Annotated in this window: 18 protein-coding genes and 1 riboswitch; all 18 genes read left to right on the forward strand. The window is 71.9% G+C overall.

What is annotated here, in order from left to right; all coding sequences use genetic code 11:
* The first annotated feature begins 5 nt into the window (after positions 1–5).
* The 18 genes from carA (at position 6) to H4W31_RS22960 (ending at position 22929) form a co-directional block, all read left to right on the forward strand.
* A complete protein-coding gene (gene carA / locus H4W31_RS22875; protein WP_192768520.1) occupies positions 6–1154 on the forward strand; it encodes a glutamine-hydrolyzing carbamoyl-phosphate synthase small subunit in 1149 nt (382 codons plus the stop codon).
* The gene (carB, locus tag H4W31_RS22880; protein WP_192768521.1) at positions 1147–4527 is read left to right on the forward strand and encodes a carbamoyl-phosphate synthase large subunit; all 3381 of its coding nucleotides are present in this window, start codon (positions 1147–1149) and stop codon (positions 4525–4527) included. The genes carA and carB overlap by 8 nt, the downstream gene beginning before the upstream one ends.
* Positions 4524–5588: a quinone-dependent dihydroorotate dehydrogenase gene (locus H4W31_RS22885; protein WP_192768522.1), complete on the forward strand. Its 1065-nt coding sequence runs from the start codon at positions 4524–4526 to the stop codon at positions 5586–5588. Before carB ends, H4W31_RS22885 begins: the two co-directional genes overlap by 4 nt.
* Before the next feature lie 57 nt (positions 5589–5645).
* Positions 5646–6920, forward strand: a complete 1275-nt coding sequence (locus tag H4W31_RS22890; protein ID WP_192768523.1) for an adenosylmethionine--8-amino-7-oxononanoate transaminase — start codon at positions 5646–5648, stop codon at positions 6918–6920.
* A 249-nt stretch (positions 6921–7169) separates the two neighbouring features.
* Positions 7170–8012, forward strand: a complete 843-nt coding sequence (gene pyrF / locus H4W31_RS22895; protein WP_192768524.1) for an orotidine-5'-phosphate decarboxylase — start codon at positions 7170–7172, stop codon at positions 8010–8012.
* Between the two features lie 171 nt (positions 8013–8183).
* A complete protein-coding gene (gene mihF / locus H4W31_RS22900; protein ID WP_192768525.1) occupies positions 8184–8501 on the forward strand; it encodes an integration host factor, actinobacterial type in 318 nt (105 codons plus the stop codon).
* Between the two features lie 26 nt (positions 8502–8527).
* On the forward strand, positions 8528–9040 hold the full coding sequence (locus H4W31_RS22905; RefSeq protein ID WP_192768526.1) for a nucleoside/nucleotide kinase family protein: 513 nt from the start codon (positions 8528–8530) through the stop codon (positions 9038–9040).
* Positions 9041–9238: 198 nt separating this feature from the next.
* On the forward strand, positions 9239–9502 hold the full coding sequence (rpoZ, locus tag H4W31_RS22910) for a DNA-directed RNA polymerase subunit omega (RefSeq protein ID WP_007075826.1): 264 nt from the start codon (positions 9239–9241) through the stop codon (positions 9500–9502).
* Between the two features lie 20 nt (positions 9503–9522).
* A complete protein-coding gene (gene coaBC / locus H4W31_RS22915) occupies positions 9523–10728 on the forward strand; it encodes a bifunctional phosphopantothenoylcysteine decarboxylase/phosphopantothenate--cysteine ligase CoaBC (RefSeq protein WP_192768527.1) in 1206 nt (401 codons plus the stop codon).
* Between the two features lie 89 nt (positions 10729–10817).
* On the forward strand, positions 10818–12011 hold the full coding sequence (metK, locus tag H4W31_RS22920; RefSeq protein WP_192768528.1) for a methionine adenosyltransferase: 1194 nt from the start codon (positions 10818–10820) through the stop codon (positions 12009–12011).
* A 59-nt stretch (positions 12012–12070) separates the two neighbouring features.
* Positions 12071–14113 (forward strand): primosomal protein N', encoded by a 2043-nt coding sequence (locus H4W31_RS22925; RefSeq protein ID WP_192768529.1) that lies wholly within the window; start codon positions 12071–12073, stop codon positions 14111–14113.
* 220 nt (positions 14114–14333) lie between these two features.
* Positions 14334–15317 (forward strand): AAA family ATPase, encoded by a 984-nt coding sequence (locus H4W31_RS22930; RefSeq protein WP_192768530.1) that lies wholly within the window; start codon positions 14334–14336, stop codon positions 15315–15317.
* Positions 15318–15592: 275 nt separating this feature from the next.
* Entirely contained in the window at positions 15593–16210 is a 618-nt protein-coding gene (def, locus tag H4W31_RS22935) for a peptide deformylase (protein ID WP_192768531.1), read from the forward strand.
* Positions 16211–16217: 7 nt separating this feature from the next.
* Positions 16218–17144: a methionyl-tRNA formyltransferase gene (locus H4W31_RS22940; protein ID WP_192768532.1), complete on the forward strand. Its 927-nt coding sequence runs from the start codon at positions 16218–16220 to the stop codon at positions 17142–17144.
* A complete protein-coding gene (locus H4W31_RS22945) occupies positions 17141–18787 on the forward strand; it encodes an RsmB/NOP family class I SAM-dependent RNA methyltransferase (RefSeq protein WP_318783354.1) in 1647 nt (548 codons plus the stop codon). The genes H4W31_RS22940 and H4W31_RS22945 overlap by 4 nt, the downstream gene beginning before the upstream one ends.
* Before the next feature lie 80 nt (positions 18788–18867).
* The gene (locus H4W31_RS22950; protein ID WP_192768533.1) at positions 18868–20982 is read left to right on the forward strand and encodes a xanthine dehydrogenase family protein molybdopterin-binding subunit; all 2115 of its coding nucleotides are present in this window, start codon (positions 18868–18870) and stop codon (positions 20980–20982) included.
* Between the two features lie 185 nt (positions 20983–21167).
* Positions 21168–21848: a ribulose-phosphate 3-epimerase gene (gene rpe / locus H4W31_RS22955; RefSeq protein WP_192768534.1), complete on the forward strand. Its 681-nt coding sequence runs from the start codon at positions 21168–21170 to the stop codon at positions 21846–21848.
* Positions 21849–21966: 118 nt separating this feature from the next.
* The gene (locus tag H4W31_RS22960) at positions 21967–22929 is read left to right on the forward strand and encodes a GGDEF domain-containing response regulator (RefSeq protein ID WP_192768535.1); all 963 of its coding nucleotides are present in this window, start codon (positions 21967–21969) and stop codon (positions 22927–22929) included.
* Positions 22930–23018: 89 nt separating this feature from the next.
* Positions 23019–23192: riboswitch (FMN riboswitch) on the forward strand.
* Positions 23193–23305 lie beyond the last annotated feature (113 nt).

The raw sequence follows: 23305 nt of genomic DNA on the forward strand, positions 1-23305 counted from the left end.
ATGAAGTGAACCGGAGACGACCGGCGATCCTGGTCCTGGAGGACGGGCGGACCTTTCGCGGCGAGGCGTACGGCAGCGTGGGGGAGACCTTCGGCGAGGCCGTCTTCAACACCGGGATGACCGGCTACCAGGAGACGCTGACCGACCCGTCGTACCACCGGCAGGTGGTGGTGCAGACCGCGCCGCACATCGGCAACACCGGGGTCAACGCCGAGGACGACGAGTCCGGCCGGATCTGGGTGGCCGGGTACGTCGTCCGGGACCCGGCCCGGATCGGGTCGAACTGGCGCGCGACCGGAGGTCTGGAGGACCGGCTGGCCACCGAGGGCGTGGTCGGGATCTCCGGGGTGGACACCCGGGCGCTGACCCGGCACCTGCGGGACCGGGGCGCGATGCGGGTCGGCGTGTCCAGCATCGACGACGACCCGTCGGCCCTGCTGGCCCGGGTCCGCGAGTCACCCCGGATGACCGGCGCGGACCTCTCCGCCCAGGTGAGCACCGCGAAGCCGTACACCGTCGCGGCCGAGGGCGAGCACCGGTTCACCGTCGCCGCGCTGGACCTGGGGATCAAGCGCAACGTGCCGCGCCGGCTCGCGGCGCGGGGTGTCACCACCCACGTCCTGCCGGCGTCGTCGAGCATCGAGGACCTGCTGGCCACCGGCGCCGACGCGGTCTTCTTCTCGCCCGGCCCGGGCGACCCGGCCACCGCCGACCACCCGGTCGGGCTGGCCCGCGAGGTGATGCGCCGGCAGGTTCCGCTGTTCGGCATCTGCTTCGGCAGCCAGATCCTCGGCCGTGCGCTCGGCTTCGGCACCTACAAACTGGGGTACGGCCACCGCGGCATCAACCAGCCGGTGCTGGACCGGAGCACCGGCAAGGTCGAGGTGACCAGCCACAACCACGGCTTCGCCGTCGACGCGCCGCTCAACCAGGTGATCGACACCGACTTCGGCGGCGTCGAGGTCAGCCACGTCTGCCTGAACGACAACGTCGTCGAGGGGCTGCGGGCCAGGGACGTGCCGGCGTTCACCGTGCAGTACCACCCGGAGGCGGCGGCCGGCCCGCACGACGCGGACTATCTCTTCGACCGCTTCGCGGAACTGATCGAGGGCCGGCCGAGTGCCGGGCCGACCGAAAGCGGGAACCATGCCTAAGCGGACCGACCTGAAGCATGTCATGGTGATCGGCTCCGGCCCGATCGTCATCGGCCAGGCCTGCGAGTTCGACTACTCCGGCACCCAGGCCTGCCGGGTGCTGCGTGCCGAGGGACTGCGGGTCAGCCTGGTCAACTCCAACCCGGCGACCATCATGACCGACCCGGAGTTCGCCGACGCCACGTACGTCGAGCCGATCACCCCGGAGTTCGTCGAGCTGGTCATCGCGAAGGAGCGGCCGGACGCGCTGCTGCCGACCCTGGGTGGGCAGACGGCGCTGAACACGGCGGTGGCGCTGCACGAGTCCGGCGTACTCGCCAAGTACGGGGTGGAGCTGATCGGCGCCGACATCGACGCGATCCGGCGGGGCGAGGACCGGCAGCTGTTCAAGGAGATCGTCGCCAAGGCCGGCGGCGAGACCCCGCGCAGCCGGGTGTGCCACTCGATGGACGAGGTCCGGTCCACCGTCGGCGAGCTGGGCCTGCCGGTGGTGATCCGGCCGTCGTTCACGATGGGCGGCCTGGGCTCCGGGATGGCGCACAACGACGAGGACCTGGACCGGCTCGCCGGTGGGGGACTGGCGGCCAGCCCGGTGCACGAGGTCCTGATCGAGGAGAGTGTGCTCGGCTGGAAGGAGTACGAGCTGGAGCTGATGCGGGACCGGAACGACAACGTCGTGGTGGTCTGCTCGATCGAGAACATCGACCCGATGGGCGTGCACACCGGGGACAGCGTCACGGTCGCTCCGGCGATGACCCTGACCGACCGGGAGTACCAGCGGCTGCGTGACCTCGGGATCGCGGTGCTCCGCGAGGTCGGGGTGGACACCGGCGGCTGCAACATCCAGTTCGCGATCAACCCGGACGACGGCCGGCTCGTCGTGATCGAGATGAACCCCCGGGTCTCCCGCTCCTCGGCCCTGGCCTCCAAGGCGACCGGCTTCCCGATCGCGAAGATCGCCGCGAAGCTCGCCGTCGGCTACACCCTGGACGAGATCCCGAACGACATCACCCTGAAGACGCCGGCGGCGTTCGAGCCGGCGCTCGACTACGTGGTGGTCAAGATCCCCCGGTTCGCCTTCGAGAAGTTCCCGGCCGCGGACCGGGAACTGACCACCACGATGAAGTCGGTCGGCGAGGCGATGAGCCTGGGCCGGAACTTCCCCGAGGCGCTGAACAAGGCGATGCGGTCGATGGAGACCAAGGAGGCCGGGTTCTGGACCGTCCCGGATCCGGAGGGCGCCACGCTGGACTCGACGCTGGCCGCGTTGCGGGTGCCGCACGACGGGCGGCTCTACACCGTCGAGCGGGCGCTGCGGCTCGGCGCCTCGGTGGCCGAGGTGTCGGCGGCCTCCGGCGGGATCGACCCCTGGTTCCTGGACCAGATCGCCGGACTGATCGAGCTGCGCGCGGAGATCGTCGGTGCGGCCGTACTGGACGAGGAGATGCTGCGTCGGGCCAAGCGGGCCGGCGTCTCCGACCGCCAGATCGCCGCGCTCCGGCCGGAACTGGCCGCCGAGGACGGTGTCCGTACCCTGCGGCACCGGCTCGGGGTACGGCCGGTCTACAAGACCGTCGACACCTGCGCCGCCGAGTTCGCCGCCGGTACGCCGTACCACTACTCGGCGTACGAGGGATACACGGCATCCGACGGCGAGACCGAGGTGACCCCGTCGGACCGGCCCAAGGTGCTGATCCTCGGCTCGGGGCCGAACCGGATCGGCCAGGGCATCGAGTTCGACTACTCCTGCGTGCACGCGGTGATGGCGCTGCGTAGCGCCCCGCTCGGCTCGTCCGTCGCGGCCGGTTCCGAAGGCGTCGGCTACGAGACCGTGATGGTGAACTGCAACCCGGAGACGGTCTCCACCGACTACGACACCGCCGACCGGCTCTACTTCGAGCCACTCACCTTCGAGGACGTGCTGGAGGTCTGGCACGCCGAGGACAGCTCGGGCCGGGCCGCCGGTGGGCCGGGCGTCGTCGGCGTGATCGTCCAGCTCGGCGGCCAGACCCCGCTCGGCCTGGCCCAGCGGCTCAAGAACGCCGGAGTGCCGATCGTCGGCACCAGCCCCGAGTCGATCCACCTGGCGGAGGAGCGGGGCGCGTTCGGCGCGCTGCTGGACCGGGCCGGACTGCGCTCTCCGGCGCACGGCACCGCCACCTCGTACGACGAGGCGCGGGCGATCGCCGAGGAGATCGGGTACCCGGTGCTGGTCCGGCCGTCGTACGTGCTCGGCGGGCGGGGCATGGAGATCGTCTACGACGACCCGACGCTGCGCGGGTACATCAATCGGGCCACCGACATCTCGCCGGACCATCCGGTGCTGGTCGACCGGTTCCTCGACGACGCGATCGAGATCGACGTGGACGCGCTCTGCGACGCCGACGGCGAGGTCTACGTCGGCGGCGTGATGGAGCACATCGAGGAGGCCGGGATCCACTCCGGCGACTCGTCCTGTGCGCTGCCGCCGATCACCCTGGCCAGCTCCCACCTGGACGCGGTACGCCGCTACACCGTGGAGATCGCCCGGGGGATCGGGGTACGCGGCCTGCTCAACGTCCAGTACGCGCTCAAGGACGACGTCCTCTACGTCCTGGAGGCGAATCCCCGGGCCTCCCGGACCGTGCCGTTCGTCTCCAAGGCGACCGCCGTACCGCTGGCCAAGGCGGCGGCCCGGATCATGCTCGGTGCGACCATCGCGGAGCTGCGCGCCGAGCGGCTGCTGCCGCCGACCGGTGACGGCACGACCTCGCCGCCCGACGCCCCGGTGGCGGTGAAGGAGGCGGTGCTGCCGTTCAAGCGGTTCCGGACGCCGACCGGCAAGGGCATCGACTCGCTGCTCGGTCCGGAGATGAAGTCGACCGGTGAGGTGATGGGCATCGACACCTCGTTCGGGTACGCCTTCGCCAAGTCACAGGCGGCGGCGTACGGGTCGCTGCCGATCCGGGGCAAGGTCTTCGTGTCGGTGGCCAACCGGGACAAGCGCGGCATGATCTTCCCGGTCAAGCGCCTCGCCGACCTCGGGTTCGAGATCGTCGCCACCACGGGCACCGGTGAGGTGCTGCGGCGGCACGGGATCTCCTGCGAGCTGATCCGCAAGCACTACGAGGAGGGCGCGGACTCTCCGGACGCGGTGGCGCTGATCTCGGCGGGCGAGGTGGCGCTGGTGATCAACACCCCGCAGGGCTCGGGGGCGAGCGCCCGGTCCGACGGGTACGAGATCCGCAGTGCGGCGGTCGGCGCCGACATTCCCTGCATCACCACGGTGCCGGGCGCGGCGGCGGCGGTGATGGGCATCGAGGCGCTGATCCGGGGCGACATGACCGTCCGTCCGTTGCAGCAACTGCACGCGGCGCTGCGGGCGGACGAGTGACCACGGGAACGACGACCGGGCCGGGGTCGGCCCGGCCGACCGGTGGACCGGTCTTCGACCGGATCGTCCGGCCGGCGCTGTTCCGGCTCGGCGGCGGGGACGCCGAGACGGCGCACGAGTGGACACTGCGACGGCTGGCCGCGCTCTCCCGGCGACCGGCCGCGCTGGCCGTGCTGCGCGCCCGGTACGCCGTGCCGGCCCCACGCACGGTCTTCGGGGTCGACTTTCCCAACCCGGTCGGCCTGGCCGCCGGGATGGACAAGGACGGTGCGGCGTTGCCCGCCTGGCCCGCGCTCGGCTTCGGCTTCGTCGAGGTGGGTACGGTCACCGCGCACGCGCAGCCGGGCAACCCCCGGCCGAGGCTGTTCCGGTTGCCGGGAAGCGCGGCGGTGATCAACCGGATGGGCTTCAACAACGCCGGTGCGGCGGCGCTGGCGGCCCGGCTGGCGGCACTGAACCGTCCGCTGGGGGTGCCGCTGGGCATCTCGCTCGGCAAGTCCAAGGTGACCGAACTGGACGACGCGGTGCAGGACTACCTGACCTCGTACCGGGTGCTGAATCCGTACGGCGACTACTTCGCGGTGAACGTCTCCTCGCCGAACACCCCCGGGCTGCGCGCGTTGCAGGACCGCGAGCACCTCGACGGACTGCTGGCCGCGCTGGTCGGCGAGAAGCCGATCCTGGTCAAGATCGCCCCGGACCTGACCGAGGCGGCCATCGCGGAGGTGCTGGAGGTCTGCCTGAGCCGGGGCGCGGCCGGGATCATCGCCACCAACACCACCCTCGGGCGGGACGGTCTCGCCCCGGCCGACCAGCCCCGGGCCGGTGAGGCCGGTGGGCTGTCCGGCCGGCCGCTGACCGAACGCACCCGCCGGGTGGTCTCGTTCGTGCACACCGAGACGGGCGGCGCGCTGCCGGTGATCGGGGTGGGCGGCATCCTCGACCCGACGGACGCCACCGCGCTGCTGGACGCCGGGGCCAGCCTGGTGCAGCTCTACACCGGATTCGTCTACGGCGGCCCGGGGCTGGTCCGCGCGGTGGCCCGGGCGACCCGGCAGTGACCCGGGGGCGGGTACCGGCGGATCCGGGAAGCCCCCGATGACCCGCGAGGAGGGGCGGTGACGCCGGAGGAGATCGTCGCGGTCGACCGGGCCCACGTCTGGCACCCGTACGCGCCGATGCCGGCCAGCAGGACGCCGTACGTGGTGTCCAGCGCCGCCGGGGTCCGGTTGCGCCTGGCCGACGGCCGGGAACTGGTGGACGGCATGTCGTCGTGGTGGGCGGCGATCCACGGGTACCGACATCCGGTGCTGGACGCCGCGGTAACCGACCAGCTCGGCCGGATGAGTCACGTCATGTTCGGCGGCCTGACCCACGAGCCCGCCGTCCGGCTCGCCGGCACCCTGGTCGAACTGACCCCGCCCGGCCTGGAACACGTCTTCCTCAGCGACTCCGGCTCGGTGGCCGTCGAGGTGGCGGTGAAGATGGCGTTGCAGTACCAGCGCGGCCGGGGGCGCCCACAGCGGCACCGGCTGGCCACCTGGCGGGGCGGCTACCACGGTGACACCTTCCATCCGATGAGCGTCTGCGACCCGGACGGCGGGATGCACTCGCTCTGGACCGACGTGCTGCCCCGGCAGGTCTTCGCCGACGTACCGCCGTCCGGGTTCGACGCCCCCGTCGACGAGGCGTACGCCGCCGCGCTCGCCGACGCGGTGGAGCGGCACGCCGACGAACTGGCCGCGGTGATCGTGGAACCGGTGGTGCAGGGGACCGGCGGCATGCGTTGGCACAATCCCCGGTATTTGCAGTTGCTGCGCGAGTTGACCATGCGGCACGGCATTCTGCTCATCTTCGACGAGATCGCCACCGGCTTCGGCCGGACCGGTGCGCTCTTCGCTGCCGAGCACGCCGGTGTCACCCCGGACGTGATGTGCCTCGGCAAGGCACTCACCGGCGGCTACCTCAGCCTGGCGGCCACGCTCTGTACGCCGGAGGTCGCCGAGGGCATCTCGGCGACCGGGGTACTGGCGCACGGGCCGACCTTCATGGGCAACCCGGTCGCCTGCGCGGTCGCGAACGCCTCCATCGGGCTGCTGAAGACCGGAGACTGGGCGGGGGAGGTCGCGAGGGTCCAGGCGGCCCTGTCGGCCGGCCTGGCGCCGTTGCGGGGCCTTCCCGGGGTCGCTGACGTCCGCACGCTGGGGGCGATCGGGGTGGTGCAGCTCGACCACGACGTCGATCTGGCCGCGGCGACCGCCGCCGCCGTGGCGCACGGGGTGTGGCTGCGGCCGTTCCGGAACCTGGTCTACACGATGCCACCGTACGTCACCGGGGACGAGGACCTGGCCCGGATCTGTACGGCGATCGGCGCGGCCGCCCGGGCCGGCTGAGCGGGCCGACGGGCGGTCTGGGTGTCCTCGGGCCGGGACCCGAGCGGGCGCCCCTCGGGCTCGACCCGACCGGGCGCCGCGACCGGGCGCCGCGACCGGGTTCGGGTTCGGGTTCGGGTTCGGGTTCGGACGTTCCACGACAGGAATCGACCGGCGCGGCAGGACAGGGAACCGACTGCGCGCGGCACGACAGGGAGATCGACCCGGCGCCCCGACAGACGGTCGGGGCGCGCGCGGAGAGGAGAGCCAATGGAGACCTTCGGCAGCCGGCTGCACCGGGCGATGGCGGAGCGTGGACCGCTCTGTGTCGGCATCGATCCGCACCCCGCCCTGCTGACCCGGTGGGGCCTGTCGGACGACCTCGACGGGCTGACCCGATTCTGCCAGATCGCGGTCGATGCGCTCGGTGACCGGGTCGCGGTGGTCAAGCCGCAGTCGGCGTTTTTCGAGCGGTTCGGCTCTCGGGGACTCGCCGTACTTGAGTCAATTATCCGACAGTTACGGGGCGCCGGCACCCTCGTCCTGCTTGACGTCAAGCGCGGCGACATCGGGTCCACCGTCGCCGCGTACGCCGACGCGTATCTCGAGCCATCCAGTCCGATGTATGTCGACGCGGTCACCGCCAGCCCGTTCCTGGGGGTCAACTCGCTCGCTCCGATGTTCGACGCGGCACGCAAGCACGGCGGCGGCGTCTTCGTGCTGGCGCTCACCTCCAACCCGGAGGGCGCGAGCGTGCAGCGGGCCCGTGGCGCGGACGGGCGCACCGTGGCGCAAACGATCATCGACGAGATTTCGCAGCTCAACAGGGGTGCGGAGCCGCTCGGCAGTTTCGGGTTGGTGGTCGGCGCCACCATCGGTCAGACCGGGCACGACCTCGCCGGGGTGGGCGGTCCACTGCTTGCTCCGGGGCTCGGCGCACAGGGCGGCCGTGCCGCCGACCTGCGTACGGTCTTCGGAAACGAGCTCGCCGCGGTGCTCCCGTCGTACTCCCGGGAGGTGCTCGGCGCGGGTCCGGACCCGGCCGCGCTGCGGGCCGCGACGGACCGGGTTCTGGCCGATTGCCGGGCCGCGCTGACCGCTGCCGGTCAGTGATCTCGTGGTCACGCTGACATGATCATGGCGTGCCCACGTTGCCGAAAGCTCCGTTGACCGCTAGTTTTCCCGGCGCTGGGAACCACATACCCCTTTGGTGCCCAGGCACACCACGTTTCACAGATGCGACGGCGCGTCCCGCCCGTCGCGATAGGGACCTGAGGAGAACTGGTGCCGCTCCCCCAACTGAGCCCCGAGCAGCGTGCAGCCGCGCTGGAAAAGGCCGCGGAGATCCGCAAGGCCCGTGCCAAGCTCAAGGAAGAGCTAAAGCAGGGCAAGACCACCCTCGCCGCCGTCCTCGACCGGGCGGAGGCGGACGATGTCGTCGGCAAGCTGAAGGTATCGGCCGTGCTCCAGGCCATGCCGGGAATCGGCAAGATCCGGGCGACCCAGATCATGGAGAAGCTCAAGATCGCCGACAGCCGTCGCCTGCGTGGCCTCGGTGAGCAGCAGCGCAAGGCACTGCTTGGAGAATTCGCGGCGAACTAGTTCCACTCGCCGTGTAGAAACAAGCAGTGGGTACGCATGACGATGTCCGCACTGCGGCTCGTCTCACGGTCCTTGCCGGCCCTTCCGGGGCCGGCAAGGACAGCGTGACAGAACTTGTCCGGGCCCGATCGCCGCGGCTGTGGCGGTCCGTCCCGGTCACCACCCGGCCGGCGCGGAAGTACGAGATCGACGGTGTGCACTATCGTTTCGTCGATCGGGGCGAATTCGCGCGACTACTCGACGACGGACAGTTGCTGGAGTGGTCGGAGATTGGCGTTCACCGCTACGGAACGCCGTGCGAGCCGCTACGGAGCCGTTTGTCGGCCGGCTTACCGGTGCTACTGACGATCGACCTCCGGGGCGCCCGACAGGTGCGGACGGCGATGCCCGGGGCCCGACTGGTGTACCTCGCCCCGCCCGGGACCGACGTCCAAGGCGTCGGTCGAGAATTCGACGCAACGGTCGTCAACGACGTGGTCGGGCGTGCTGCTGATGAACTGGTAGGCTTGCTCGGTTCGTCCTTCTTGACACCGACCTGAGGCCGATACCGACCTGAGCCCGACGCAGACCTGGATCTGACGCGGACCCGATCCAGCTCCGATCCGATCCGATCCGGTTCCGACCTGAAGCTTGATCGAGTTCCGGCCTGACGTCGGTGTCGCCCCGGGCCGACACCAAACCGAGTCAACTCCGACCTGACCGCCTGGCGCGGTCGAGAGACACCGAGGTTTATCTCCGTGGGATCCATCGCCAACCCCGAGGGCATCACCAACCCGCCGATCGACGAGCTGCTCGAGAAGACCACCTCGAAGTACGCCCTGGTCATCTTCGCCGCCAAGCGTGCCCGCCAGGTCAACGCCTACTACAGCCAGCTCGGTGAGGGCCTGCTGGAGTACGTCGGCCCCCTGGTGGAGACCACGCCGCAGGAGAAGCCGCTCTCGATCGCGATGCGGGAGATCAACGCGGGTCTGCTCACCGCCGAGCCGACCGACCAGCCGTAGGGCCGGTCAGGCGTCGTCCGATGACCGCGGTCGTGCTCGGGGTCGGCGGAGGCATCGCCGCGTACAAGGCGTGTGAACTGCTGCGGCTGTTCACGGAGTCGGGCCATCGGGTCCGGGTCGTGCCGACCGCCTCCGCACTCCGGTTCGTGGGCGCGCCGACCTGGGCGGCGCTCTCCGGGCAACCGGTCGCCGACGACGTCTGGGCCGACGTGCACGAGGTGCCGCACGTCCGGCTGGGGCAGGGCGCCGACCTGGTGGTCGTCGCGCCCGCCACGGCCGACCTGCTGGCCAAGGCCGCGCACGGACTCGCCGACGATCTGCTCACCAACACGCTGCTGACCGCCCGCTGCCCGGTGCTGCTCGCGCCCGCCATGCACACCGAGATGTGGGAGCACCCGGCCACCGCGGAGAACGTCGCCACGCTGCGTCGGCGCGGGGTCCTGGTGCTGGAGCCGGCCAGTGGCCGGCTGACCGGGGTGGACACCGGCAAGGGCCGGCTACCCGATCCGGCCGAGATCTTCGCGGTGGCCCGCCGGGTGCTCGCCCGGGGCGTCGAGGCACCTCGGGACCTGGCCGGTCGTCGGGTGGTGATCACCGCCGGCGGAACCAGGGAGCCGCTGGACCCGGTGCGGTTCATCGGCAACCGGTCGTCGGGCAAGCAGGGCTACGCCTTCGCCCGGACGGCCCTGGCCCGTGGTGCCCGGGTGACGCTGATCGCCGCCAACGTCGGGTTGCCCGATCCGGCCGGAGCGGACCTGGTCCGGGTCTCGACCACCGAGGAGCTTCGCAAGGCCACCCTGGAGGCGGCCGAGGCCGCCGATGCCGTGGTGATGGCGGCGGCGCCCGCCGACTTCCGGCCGGCGACGTACGCCGCCGACAAGATCAAGAAATCGGATCGTGGCACGACGCTCACCGTCGAACTCGTGGCCAACCCCGACATCGCGGCCGAGTTGGGCGAGCGTCGGCGCCCCGGGCAGGTGCTGGTCGCCTTCGCCGCCGAGACCAGCGACGCCGAGGCCAACGCCCGGGGCAAGCTGGCCCGGAAGAAGGCCGACCTGATCGTCGTCAACGAGGTCGGGCCGGACAAGGTCTTCGGGGCCGACACCAACACCGCCGTCGTGCTCGGCGCTGACGGTTCGGTGACAGCGTTTTCTGAGCAATCCAAGGAAGATCTCGCCGATGGCGTGTGGGATCTGGTAACAACGCGCTTAACCAGCTCGTCATGAGCGAAAACGACGCCAAGGGTGTTGGCCTTCAGACCAGGCGGCGGTGACTACACTGCCGCGCAACGTGTATTCGAGATCTTAGGAGCACCGTGGTACGCCGCTTGTTCACATCCGAGTCGGTCACGGAAGGCCACCCGGACAAGATTGCTGACCAGATCAGCGACGGTATCCTCGACGCGCTGCTGGACCAGGACCCGCGCAGCCGGGTCGCGGTCGAAACGCTCATCACGACCGGCCAGGTGCACGTCGCGGGTGAGGTGACCACGAAGGCGTACGCCGACATCCCGGCGATCGTCCGCGAGACGATCCTCGGCATCGGCTACGACTCGTCGAAGAAGGGCTTCGACGGAGCCTCCTGTGGCGTCAGCGTGTCGATCGGGTCCCAGTCGCCGGACATCGCGCAGGGTGTCGACAGCGCCATCGAGTTGCGGTCCGGCTCGTCGGAGAGCGCGTTGGACGCCCAGGGCGCGGGCGACCAGGGAATGATGTTCGGCTTCGCCTGCTCGGAGACGCCCGAGCTGATGCCGCTGCCGATCGCCCTGGCCCACCGGCTCGCCCGCCGCCTGTCGGCCGCCCGCAAGGACGCGACCATCGCGTACCTGCGCCCGGACGGCAAGACCCAGGTCACCATCGAGTACGACGGCCTGCGTCCGGTCCGGCTGGACACGGTAGTGGTGTCCTCGCAGCACGCCGCCGACATCTCGCTGGAGTCGCTGCTCACCCCGGACGTCCGCGAGCACGTCATCGCGCCGGAGCTGGAGGAGCTCGGTCTCGACATCGACGGCTACCGGCTGCTGGTGAACCCGACCGGCCGGTTCGAGATCGGTGGCCCGATGGGCGACGCCGGGCTGACCGGGCGGAAGATCATCGTGGACACCTACGGTGGGTACGCCCGGCACGGCGGCGGGGCGTTCTCCGGCAAGGACCCGTCCAAGGTCGACCGTTCCGCGGCGTACGCGACCCGCTGGGTGGCGAAGAACGTGGTGGCCGCCGGGCTGGCCGAGCGCTGCGAGGTGCAGGTCGCGTACGCGATCGGCAAGGCGCACCCGGTGAGCCTGTTCATCGAGACCTTCGGCACCGAGAACGTGCCGGTGGACCGGATCGAGCGGGCCGTGTCCGAGGTCTTCGACCTGCGCCCGGCCGCGATCATCCGGGACCTGGACCTGCTCCGGCCGATCTACCGGCAGACCGCCGCCTACGGCCACTTCGGCCGTGAGCTGCCCGATCTGACCTGGGAGAACACCGACCGCGCCGCCGACCTCAAGTCGGCTGCGGGAGCCTGACCACCAGCAAGCGCAGCGACCGGCAGCCCGCTCCCGGGTTGCCGGTCGCTCGCGTCTGCGTGGATGTGCCGCTGGCCCACCTGGACCGGCCCTTCGACTACCTGGTCCCCGCCGAGCTGGACGAACAGGCCCAGCCCGGAACCCGGGTACGGGTGCGCTTCGCGGGTCAGCTGGTCGACGGGTGGTTGCTGGACCGGGCCGAGATGTCCGGGCACGACGGCAAGCTGAGTTATCTGGAGCGGCTGGTGTCGCCCGAACCGGTGCTGACTCCGGAGATCGCCCGACTGGCCCGTGCGGTGGCCGACCGGTACGCCGGCAACCTCGCCGACGTCCTGCGGCTGGCCGTCCCGCCCCGGCACGCGCGGGTCGAGCGCGAACCGGCTGCCGCTGCCGGGGCCGGGGCAGCGGACGGGAAGGACGCCGGACAGGTGGTTGCCGCCGCCGGGGCCGAGGCCGGGACGGATGCCGGGCCGGTCGGTGCCGATTCCGGGGCGACCACGGGTGGAAGCGGTAGCGGACCGGTGGTGCCGGACGGGGCCGACGGCGGTGTGGGCGACCCGGGCTGGCGGAGCTATCCGGCCGGACCCGGGTTCCTGCGGGCGCTCGCCGACGGGCGGGCGCCCCGGGCGGTCTGGTCGGCGCTGCCGGGGGAGGACTGGGCGGCCCGGTTCGCGGACGCGGCGGCGGCGACGGTACGGAGCGGACGCGGGGTGGTGGCGGTGGTGGCCGACTCCCGCGATCTCGACCGGCTGGACGCGGCACTGACCGGCCGGCTCGGCGCCGGCCGGCATGTCGCGCTGTCGGCGGCGCTCGGACCGGCCCGGCGGTACCGCGCCTTCCTGGCCGCCCGCCGGGGTCAGGTGCCGGTGGTGATCGGTACCCGGGCCGCGATGTTCGCCCCGGTCACCGAACTCGGGCTGGTGGCGATCTGGGACGACGGCGACGACCTGCACGCCGAGCCCCGGGCGCCCTATCCGCACGCCCGGGAGGTGCTGCTCACCCGGGCCCAGCTCGGCGAGGCGGCGGTGCTGGTGGCCGGGTACGCCCGGACCGCCGAGGCACGGCTGCTGGTGGAGACCGGCTGGGCGAAGGAGATCGTGGCCGACCGGGCGACGCTGCGGGCCCGTTCCCCGCAGGTGACCCCGACTGGTGACGACCCGCAGTTGGCCCGGGACCCGGGTGCGGCGACGGCGCGGCTGCCCAGCCTGGCCTGGGAGGCGGCCGGAGCCGCGCTCAAGGCCGACGCGCCGGTGCTGGTCCAGGTGCCCCGGCGCGGCTATCTGCCCTCGGTCTCCTGCGCCGAGTGTCGGGCACCGGCCCGCTGTCCGCACTGTGCCGGCCCGCTCGCCCTGCGCTCGGCGACGTCCATCCCCGCCTGTCGATGGTGTGCCAGGGTGGCCGCCGGGTACGCCTGTCCGCACTGCGGTGGGCGGCGGCTGCGGGCCGCCGTGATCGGCGCCCGGCGTACCGCCGAGGAACTCGGCCGGGCGTTTCCCGGGGTGCCGGTGCGGACCTCGGGTCGGGAGGAGGTACTCGCCACCGTGCCCGCCGGCGCCGGGCTGGTGATCTCGACTCCGGGCGCGGAGCCGGTGGCCGAGGGTGGCTTCGGCGCGGTGCTGCTGCTCGATTCCTGGGCGATGCTCACCCGGGCCGACCTACGGGCCGGCGAGGAGGCGCTGCGCCGGTGGCTGGCGGCGGCGGCGTTGGCCCGGCCCGCCTCGGCCGGTGGTCGGGTGGTGGTGGTCGCCGACGGGGCGCTGGCGCCGGTGCAGGCGCTGCTGCGCTGGGAGCCGGGCTGGTTCGCCGGTCGGGAGTTGGCCGAGCGGCGCGAGCTGGGCTTCCCGCCGGCCGCCCGGATGGCCAGCCTGACCGGGGGCGCGGCGGCGGTGGCGGACCTGCTCGACGCGGCGCGCCTGCCCGAGGAGGCGGAGCTGCTGGGTCCGGTGCCGGCGACCGAGGGGCAGGAGCGGATGCTGGTCCGGGTGCCCCGGTCCCGGGCGGCCGCGCTGGCCGCCGCGCTGCACACGGCGGTGGCGGTCCGGACCGCCCGCAAGGCCGGTCAGCCGGTGCGGGTACAGATCGATCCGCATGACATCTTCTGATCGGATTTCGGGTCGGGAACCTACACGGAGTGTTGTTTTGCCGACGCTGTGAAGTGGGTACCAATGTGCGGACGCACTCCGAGTCCGACTGGCCGGCCAGGATTCGAGTGATACCATCGCCCCTCATGCTCCACTCGGGTGGTGTGACGGTGAGTGATCGCGCCGGTTCGGTGTTCAAACTATTGATCTTGAAAAATCTGGGATCAGGGGTGGGTAGGGCGTGACCGGTCGTCAATCGATCGTCCTCAATGGCGATCTGGGTAGCGGCAAGAGCACCGTCTCCCACGAGCTCGCCAAGCGACTCGGCGTACGGCGGGTCAGCGTCGGTGATCTCTATCGGGAGATGGCGCAGCAGCGGAAGATGACCGCCCTTCAGCTCAACCTGCACGCCGAGCTGGACCAGGCGGTCGACGGCTACGTCGACCAGCTCCAGCAGGACATCGCCGACTCTGGCGAGCAGCTGATCGTCGACAGCCGTCTCGCCTGGCACTTCTTCAAGAACGCGCTGAAGATCCACATGATCACCGAGCCGACCGAGGCGGCCCGTCGGGTGCTCGCCCGGCCGTCCGGTCCGGCCGAGAGCTACTCCTCGGTCGAGGAGGCGAGAGCCAAGCTCCACGAGCGCAGCGAGAGCGAGCGCAGCCGGTTCCTCGTCCGGTACGGCGTCGACAAGGCGAAGCTCCGCAACTACGACCTGATCTGCGACACCACGAAGGCCTCGGCGGCCGAGGTGGTGGAGCACGTGATCGCCGCGTACGAGGGCTCCTTCGGGCAGGAGGTCCTGCGCGACAGGCCGCCGCTGCTGCTGCTCGACCCGGCCCGGATCTTCCCGTCGCAGGAGATCCAGGGGCTGCGTGGGCTCTGGGAGTCGGACTTCGTCGAGCAGATCGGCCAGGCCGGCGAGGAGGCGTTGGAGCCGCTGCGGATCGGCTACACCGGCGAGCAGTTCTTCGTCGTCGACGGGCACCGGCGGCTCAGCGCGGCGCTCCGGAACGGCTTCAAGCTGGTCCCCGGCCAACTCGTCGCCGAGTGCGACGAGCCGGTGGTCGGTGGCCTCAGCGCGATCGACTTCTTCCGGGCCGAGGTCGGGCTGAGCGTGATCTACGACTGGGACGCCGCGCACGGCACCCAGTTGCCGCTACCCACGCACATCCTGGAGCGCACCGACGCCGTACTGGCCGGCGAACCGGGAACCCAGCCCTAACCGGGCAGCGACGTCCCGGCCGGTTCGGCCGGCCGGTTCCGACGCCTCCGAACGCCGCTGGTCGCCCGGCGCCGGACCGTGACCGCCGTCACCGCGGCTGGCATCCGGTCGCCGTACGCCAGCCGGCCCGGCGTTCGCCCGTCAGCCGGCACCCGCGCCCAAGCCCGACGACCGCGCCGAACGGCGTCCGCGCCGGCCCAGGACCACGTCCTCGGCACGACCGTAGACTGGTACGGCACCGCCACTCCCGCCCGTTCGTGAAGGAGCCGTCCCGCGTGACCGTCCAGCCCATCCGTCTGTTCGGGGACCCGGTGCTGCGCACCCCGGCCGAACCGGTCGTCGACTTCGACGCCGAGCTGCGCAGACTCGTCGCCGACCTGACCGACACGATGCGCGAGCAGAACGGCGCCGGCCTCGCCGCGCCGCAACTCGGCGTGGGCCTGCGGGTGTTCTCGTTCGACGTCGACGACGTGGTCGGGCACCTGGTGAACCCGGTACTGGACTTTCCCGACACCGAGGAACAGGACGGCCAGGAAGGCTGCCTCTCGATCCCCGGGCTCTACTTCGACACCAAGCGCCGGCTGAACGTCGTCGCGAAGGGCTTCAACGAGTACGGCGACCCGCTGCAGATCGTCGGCACCGGCCTGATGGCCCGGTGTGTGCAGCACGAGACCGACCACCTCGACGGTGTGCTCTTCCTCGACCGGCTGGACGCCGAGGCGCGCAAGGAGGCGATGCGGGCGATCCGGCAGGCGGACTGGTACGACCAGGACGCGCCGCCGGTGGTCAAGACCAGCCCGCACGATGCCCCGATCGGCCGGCGTCAGGCCCTGGCCAGCCGCCTCGGGTTCGGCTCGGAGCGTTCCGGCAATCCCTTCGGTCTGGGTCGGTGACGGCCCGGTGCGTCTGATCTTCGCCGGTACGCCGGCCGTCGCCCTGCCCGCGCTGGATGCCCTCGCCGCGTCGTCGCACGAACTGCTCGCCGTGGTGACCCGGCCGGACGCCCCCGCCGGGCGGGGCCGAGGGCTGGCCCGGTCACCGGTGGGCGCCTGGGCCGACGAGCGCGGCATCGAGGTGCTGACCCCGGCCCGGCCCCGGGAGCCGGAGTTCCTCGACCGGTTGCGCGAACTCGCCCCGGACTGCGTACCGGTGGTCGCCTACGGCGCGCTGGTGCCGCCGGTGGCGTTGGAGATCCCGGCCCACGGCTGGGTCAACCTGCACTTCTCGCTGTTGCCGGCCTGGCGCGGCGCCGCACCCGTACAGCACGCGGTGCTGCACGGCGACGAGTTGACCGGCGCCAGCGTCTTCCAACTGGAGGCCGGACTGGACACCGGTCCGGTCTTCGGCACCCTGACCGAGGAGATCCGGCCGTCCGACACCTCGGGCGACCTGTTGGAGCGGTTGGCCATATCCGGCGCCGGCCTGCTGGTCGCGGTGCTGGACGCGATCGACGCGGGGACCGCGCGGGCGGTGGCGCAGCCCGCCGAGGGGGTGTCGCTGGCGCCGAAGCTGACCGTCGACGACGGACGGGTCCGCTGGGCGGAGCCGGCCTTCGCCGTGGACCGCCGGATCCGGGCCGCCACCCCGGCGCCGGGCGCCTGGACGGGGTTCCGTGATGCCCGGGTCAAACTCGGGCCGGTTCAGCCGCTTCCCGAAGGTCCGGATCTTAAGCCGGGCGAACTTCTGGTCGAGCGGGGCAGGGTGCTGGCGGGTACGGCCACCGGACCGGTGGCGTTGGGCGAGGTACGAGCGGCAGGCAAACGGGCCATGCCGGCACCGGACTGGGCTCGCGGGGTCCGGGTAGCGGGTGGGGAGCAGTTCGAGTGAGCGAGCGTAGCGGGCAGATCGAGGGCACCGAGCGGGCCGGAGCCGACCGAGGGTGGGTCGACCGGGATCGTGCCGGCCAGAGCGGCGTCGACCGGAGCAGCGGGGCACCGGCCGGCGCAGACCGGGGTCGCAGTGGTGGCCAGGGCGGTGCCGACCGGGGTCGCCCGGACCGGGACCGGCGGGCCGGGCAGGGCGGTGCCGACCGGGGCCGGCCGGACCGGAGCCGTGGCGGTCCGGGTGGTGCCGACCGGGAGCGCGCCGGACGGCCGCCGCGACGGGAGCATCCACCGGTGGATCTGCCCCGGCAGGTGGCGTACGAGGCGATCGAGGCGGTGCACCGCGACGACGCCTACGCGAATCTGGTTCTGCCCGAAATCCTGCGGGAGCGGCGGCTGCACGGCCGGGACGCGGCCTTCGCCACCGAGCTGACCTACGGCACGCTGCGGTTGCGGGGCACCCTGGACGCGATCCTGACCGCCGCCGCCGGCCGGGACGTCGCGCGGATCGACCCGCAGCCGAGGGACGCGTTGCGACTCGGCGCCTACCAGTTGCTCTACACCCGGGTACCGGCGCACGCTGCGGTCTCCTCGACCGTCGACCTGGTCCGTTCGGTGGCCCCGGGCGCGACCGGGTTCGCCAACGCCGTGCTGCGGGAGGTGTCCGGGAAGGATGCCGACACCTGGATCGCGGAGCTGGCGCCGGCGGCCGACGCCGACCCGGTCGGGAACCTGGCGCTCACCTACAGCCATCCGCCGTGGATCGTACGGGCGTTCTCCGAGGCGCTCGGCGGGGACCTGGGGGAGACCACCCGACTGCTGATCGAGGACAACCACCGGCCCTCGGTGCACCTGTGCGTCCGGCCCGGTCGGGCGGACGCGGCCGAGGTCGCCGACGAGGTCGGTGGCGCGCCGGGCGCCTTCTCGCCGTACGCGGTCTATCTGCCCGGCGGTGCCCCCGGCGAGCTGGCCGTGCTGGCCGACGGCCGGGCGCACGTCCAGGACGAGGGTTCCCAACTCGTGGCCGCCGCACTGGTCAACGCCGAGCTGGACGGCACGGACGAGCGCTGGCTCGACCTCTGCGCCGGGCCGGGTGGCAAGGCCGGCCTGCTGGGCGCGCTGGCCGCGCAGCGGGGCGCGACGCTGACCGCGGTGGAGATCGCCGAGCACCGGGCCCGGCTGGTGTCCCAGGCGGTCCGGGGCCTGCCGGTCACCGTGCTGACCACCGACGGCCGCACCGTCGGCAGCGATCCGGACCTGCCGGCGGACTCCTTCGACCGGGTACTGGTCGACGCGCCGTGCACCGGGCTCGGCTCGCTGCGGCGGCGACCGGAGTCGCGCTGGCGCCGCCAGCCCTCCGACCTGCCGGCGCTGACCCGGTTGCAGCGGGAACTGCTCGGCGCCGCGCTGCGGGCGGTCCGTCCCGGTGGCGTGGTCGGCTACGTGACCTGCTCGCCGCACGTGGTGGAGACGCACGTCTCGGTCGGCGAGGCGGCCCGGCGCTCCGGCGTACCGGTGGACTTCGTCGACGCCCGCCCGCTGCTGCCGGCGGAGATGCCCGGCCTCGGCGACGGCCCGACGGTCCAGCTCTGGCCACACCGGCACGGCACCGACGCGATGTTCCTGGCGATGCTCCGCCGCGGCTGACCCCCTGATTGGTTAGGAAGGGGCCCTTCTTCTACAGAAAACGATAAGAAGGGGCCCTTCCTTGCATCTAGGTTGGACGGATGACGACGCCGGCTCGGGCCATCGGCACCCCGCTGGACCGGTTCGACGGGCCGGAGAAGGTCACCGGCACCGCCCGGTACGCCTTCGAGCATCGCGTGGAGCGGCCCGCCTATCTGCACCCCGTGCAGGCGACGATCGCCGTGGGTCGGATCGTCGGGGTCGACACCACGGCCGCGCTGGCCGAGCCGGGGGTGCTGGCGGTGCTCACCCACCAGGACGCGCCCCGGGTCGCCTCGACCGAGGACCTGGAGGTGGCGATCCTCCAGGACGCCGAGGTGCGGTACCGGGGGCAGTTCGTCGGTGGCGTCGTTGCGGAGACCTCGGAGATCGCCCGCCGAGCCGCCGACCTGGTCCGGTTGGACTACCAGGCCCGGCCGCACGACGTCGAGCTACGGGCCGACCACCCCGACCGGTACGCCCCGGAGGTGCTCAACGGCGGGTTCGCCACCGACAGTGTGCGGGGCGACCCGGAGCGGGCGCTCTCGACTGCGGCGGTACGCCTCGACGCCACCTACACGACGCCCAGATACCAGCACAATCAGATCGAGCCGCACTCGACGATCGCGGTCTGGGACGACGGCCAGCTCACCCTCTATGTCGCCAGCCAGGGCGTGCACCGGCTGCGCGACTCGATCGCCACCCTGTTCGGGCTCGCCCCGGAGCGGATCCGGGTGATCTCGCCGCACGTCGGCGGCGGGTTCGGCGGCAAGCTGCACGCCCATCCGGACGTCGCGCTCGCGGTGCTGGCCGCGATGGCCGTCCCCGGTCGGCCGGTGAAGCTCGCGCTGACCCGGCAGCAGATGTTCAGCCAGGTCGGCTACCGCACCCCGACCATCCAGCGGATCCGGCTCGGTGCCGATGCCGACGGGCGACTCGTCGCCGTCGCCCACGACGTGGTGCAGCAGACCTCGCGGATCAAGGAGTTCGCCGAGCAGACCGCCTCATCGACCCGGGTGATGTACGCGGCGGCCACCCTGGGCACCACGCACCGGATGGTCGCGCTCGACGTACCGGTTCCGACGATCATGCGGGCGCCGGGCAAGACCCCCGGGATGTACGCCCTCGAGTCGGCGATGGACGAGATGTCGATCGCCTGCGGACGGGACCCGGTCGAGTTCCGGATCGCCAACGAGCCCGCCGAGGATCCGGAGCGGGGCCTCCCGTTCTCCAGCCGCAACCTGGTGGCCTGCCTGCGTGAGGGCGCCCGCCGGTTCGGCTGGGACGGGCGGGATCCGACGCCCCGGGCCCGTCACAGCGGGGGGTGGCTGGTCGGCACCGGGGTCGCCGCCTCGATGTACCCGGTCTACCGGCTGCCCGGATCGTCGGCCATGATCCGGCTCGGCCCGGACGGCCGGTACGCGGTGTCGATCGGCGCCGCCGACCTGGGTACCGGCACCTGGACGACGCTGACCCAGATCGCCGCCGACGCGCTCGACGTCCCGGTCGGGCGGATCGAGCTGCGGATCGGCGACACCCTCCTGCCACCGGCGATGGCGGCCGGCGGCTCCTCGGGGATGACCTCGTGGGGCTGCGCGGTGGTCGAGGCGGCACGGCGGCTGCGGGCCCGGCTCGCCGACGGGTACGCCGGGGTGGTCCCGGCCGAGGGGATCGAGGTCAGCGCCGACATGCCGGCCAATCCGCACGGGGACAGCTTCGCCATGTACGCCTTCGGCGCCCAGTTCGCGCAGGTCCGGGTCTGCGCGGAGACCGGTGAGGTCCGGGTGCCCCGACTGCTCGGCGTGTTCGCCGCCGGGCGGATCATCAATCCGAAGACCGGCCGGTCCCAACTGCTCGGCGGAATGAGCATGGGGCTGTCGATGGCGCTGCACGAGCGGGCCGTCGTCGATCCGCGGTTCGGGCACGTGGTCAACCACGATCTCGCCGGGTACCACATCGCCACGAACGCCGACGTCGGCTCGGTCGAGGTGCACTTCGTCGAGGAGGACGACCCGTACGTCAACCCGATGGGCTCGAAGGGCATCGGCGAGCTCGGCATCGTGGGTACGGCCGCGGCGATCGCCAACGCCGTCCACCACGCCACCGGAGTGCGGGTACGCGACCTGCCGATCACCCCGGACAGGTTCTTCGCCGAAGGAACTCCGAGCCGGGCGTGAATCCAACTCCGAGCCGGGCGTGAATCCAACTCGGATCCGGTGTGGGGCGGGTCGGATCCGGCGTGGATCTGGTCGGAGTCGGGCGTGGACCCGATCTGAGCTGGTGGGAGGGTGAATCTGACCGGAGGGTGACCGGATCCGTATCCGGCGACGGTCGGGGTGACCGGCATTCGTACACTGGCGCGGTGACCGTACCAGCGCCGATCGTTGCGCCCAGTATTCTCGCCGCAGACTTCGCCCGGCTCGCCGAGGAGGTCCACGCGGTGGAGTCGACGGCGGACTGGCTGCACGTCGATGTGATGGACAACCACTTCGTGCCCAACCTGACCATCGGGCTGCCGGTGGTGCAGAGCCTGCTGGCCGTGACCGCGCTGCCGTTCGACGTACACCTGATGATCGAGGATCCGCGACGCTGGGCGCCGAGCTACGCCGACGCGGGGGCGTACAACGTGACCTTCCATGCCGAGGCGTGCGACAACCCGGTCTCGCTGGCCAAGGACCTGCGCTCGGCCGGGGCCAAGGCCGGGTTGGCGATCGACCGGGACACTCCGATCGAACCGTACCTTGACCTGTTGCCCAGCTTCGATACATTGCTGATCATGACTATCAAGGCGGGCTTCGGAGGGCAACGGTTCATCCCCGAGCTGCTCGACAAGGTCCGTGCCGCCCGCCGGCACGCCGACGCGGGCCACCTCGAGCTGCGGATCGAGGTGGACGGCGGCATCGCGGCCGACACCATCGAGCAGGCGGCGGTGGCCGGCGCGGACGCGTTCGTCGCGGGCACCGCCGTCTATGCGGCGGCGGATCCGGCCACGGCGGTGACGCAGCTGCGACAGCTCGCCCAACGCGCCGTGCCACGGGCATGAGCGATCGCCGCGAGCGAATTGGCCAGTTCAGTGCGGGCATGAGCGAGCGCCGCGAGCGAATCGGCTGGTTCAGTGCCGGGGAGCCTCACGACCGCACGAAGCGAAGCGGAGTGCGGGCATGAGCGTCGACGGGGTCGAGGAGCGGCCCGACCTGATCCTGGTGGTGGACGACGACGAGGACATCGTCCGGTTCGTCGCGTTCAACCTGCGCCTGCACGGTTTCGAGGTCATGCAGGCCGGAGACGGCCAGGAGGCGCTGGAGCTGATCGAGCGGCGGCGTCCGGATCTGGCCGTGGTCGATCTGCGGATGCCCCGGGTCGACGGGCTGGAGCTGACCCGACGGCTTCGGGCCAACCCGATGACCTCCGCCCTGCCGGTGATCATGCTGACCGCCAAGGGCCTGACCGTGGACAAGGTGCACGGCCTCACCGCGGGCGCGGACGACTACCTGGTGAAGCCCTTCGACACCGCCGAACTCATCGCCCGGGTCAGCTCGACCCTGCGGCGCAACAAGGAGTTCCGCGAGGTCTCCCCGCTCACCGGGCTGCCCGGCAACACCCGGATCCGGCGCGAGATCGGCGACCGGGTACGCAGCGGCGTCGACTACGGGGTCGGCTACATCGACATCGACCGGTTCAAGAGCGTCAACGACCGGTACGGCTTCGTCCGGGGCGACGAGTTCATCAGCGCCCTGGCCCGCAGCCTGCACCGCGCGGTGGTCTCGGTCGGGCTGCCCCCGGCCTTCCTCGGGCACATCGGCGGCGACGACTTCGTGATCGTCTGCGCTCCCGAACAGGTCCGGCCACTGACCGAGCGGGCCGTGGTCGACTTCGAGAAGACCGCCGACGAGCTGTACGACCCCGAGGACGCCAAGCGCGGCTACGTCGAGTTGAAGGACCGCCGGGGCAACGTCCAACGCGCCCACCTGGTCACCCTCTCCATCGGGGTGTCCCTGTCGGTGCCGGAGCGGCGGTTCACCGACCCGCTCGAAGTGATCGCGGCGGCCTCGGAGATGAAGACGGTGGCCAAGAGCCAGCCCGGGTCGTACGTCGCGATGGACCGGCGCCGCCCCGGAGGATGATCGGGGTGACCGCGGTCACTCCGCTGTGAGGTGGGTCGCCTCACTGGCACTCGACCCTCGGATCCGTGCAACACTCGACGGTACCCACCACGCGCTGGCGGGACTCGGTGAAATTCCGAACCGGCGGTGATCCGGGCGAAAGCCTGGTAAGCCCGCGACCCGGACGGCTCAGAGCCGCCCGGTGGACCTGGTGAGAACCCAGGGCCGACGGTTGAGTGCGGGCAACGCCCACGCTCAGACAGTCCGGATGGGAGACAGCGCGCGGGACGGACAGGCCTGACGGCCGGCAGCTGCCTGCCGACCGTGCGGGCCCGCCGGGGTCGGCTCTGCCGTCCCCGTGTTCCGCCTCCGCTCGCCCGGCCATCCGGCCGGTACC

Source organism: Plantactinospora soyae (assembly GCF_014874095.1).
Taxonomy (GTDB): domain Bacteria; phylum Actinomycetota; class Actinomycetes; order Mycobacteriales; family Micromonosporaceae; genus Plantactinospora; species Plantactinospora soyae.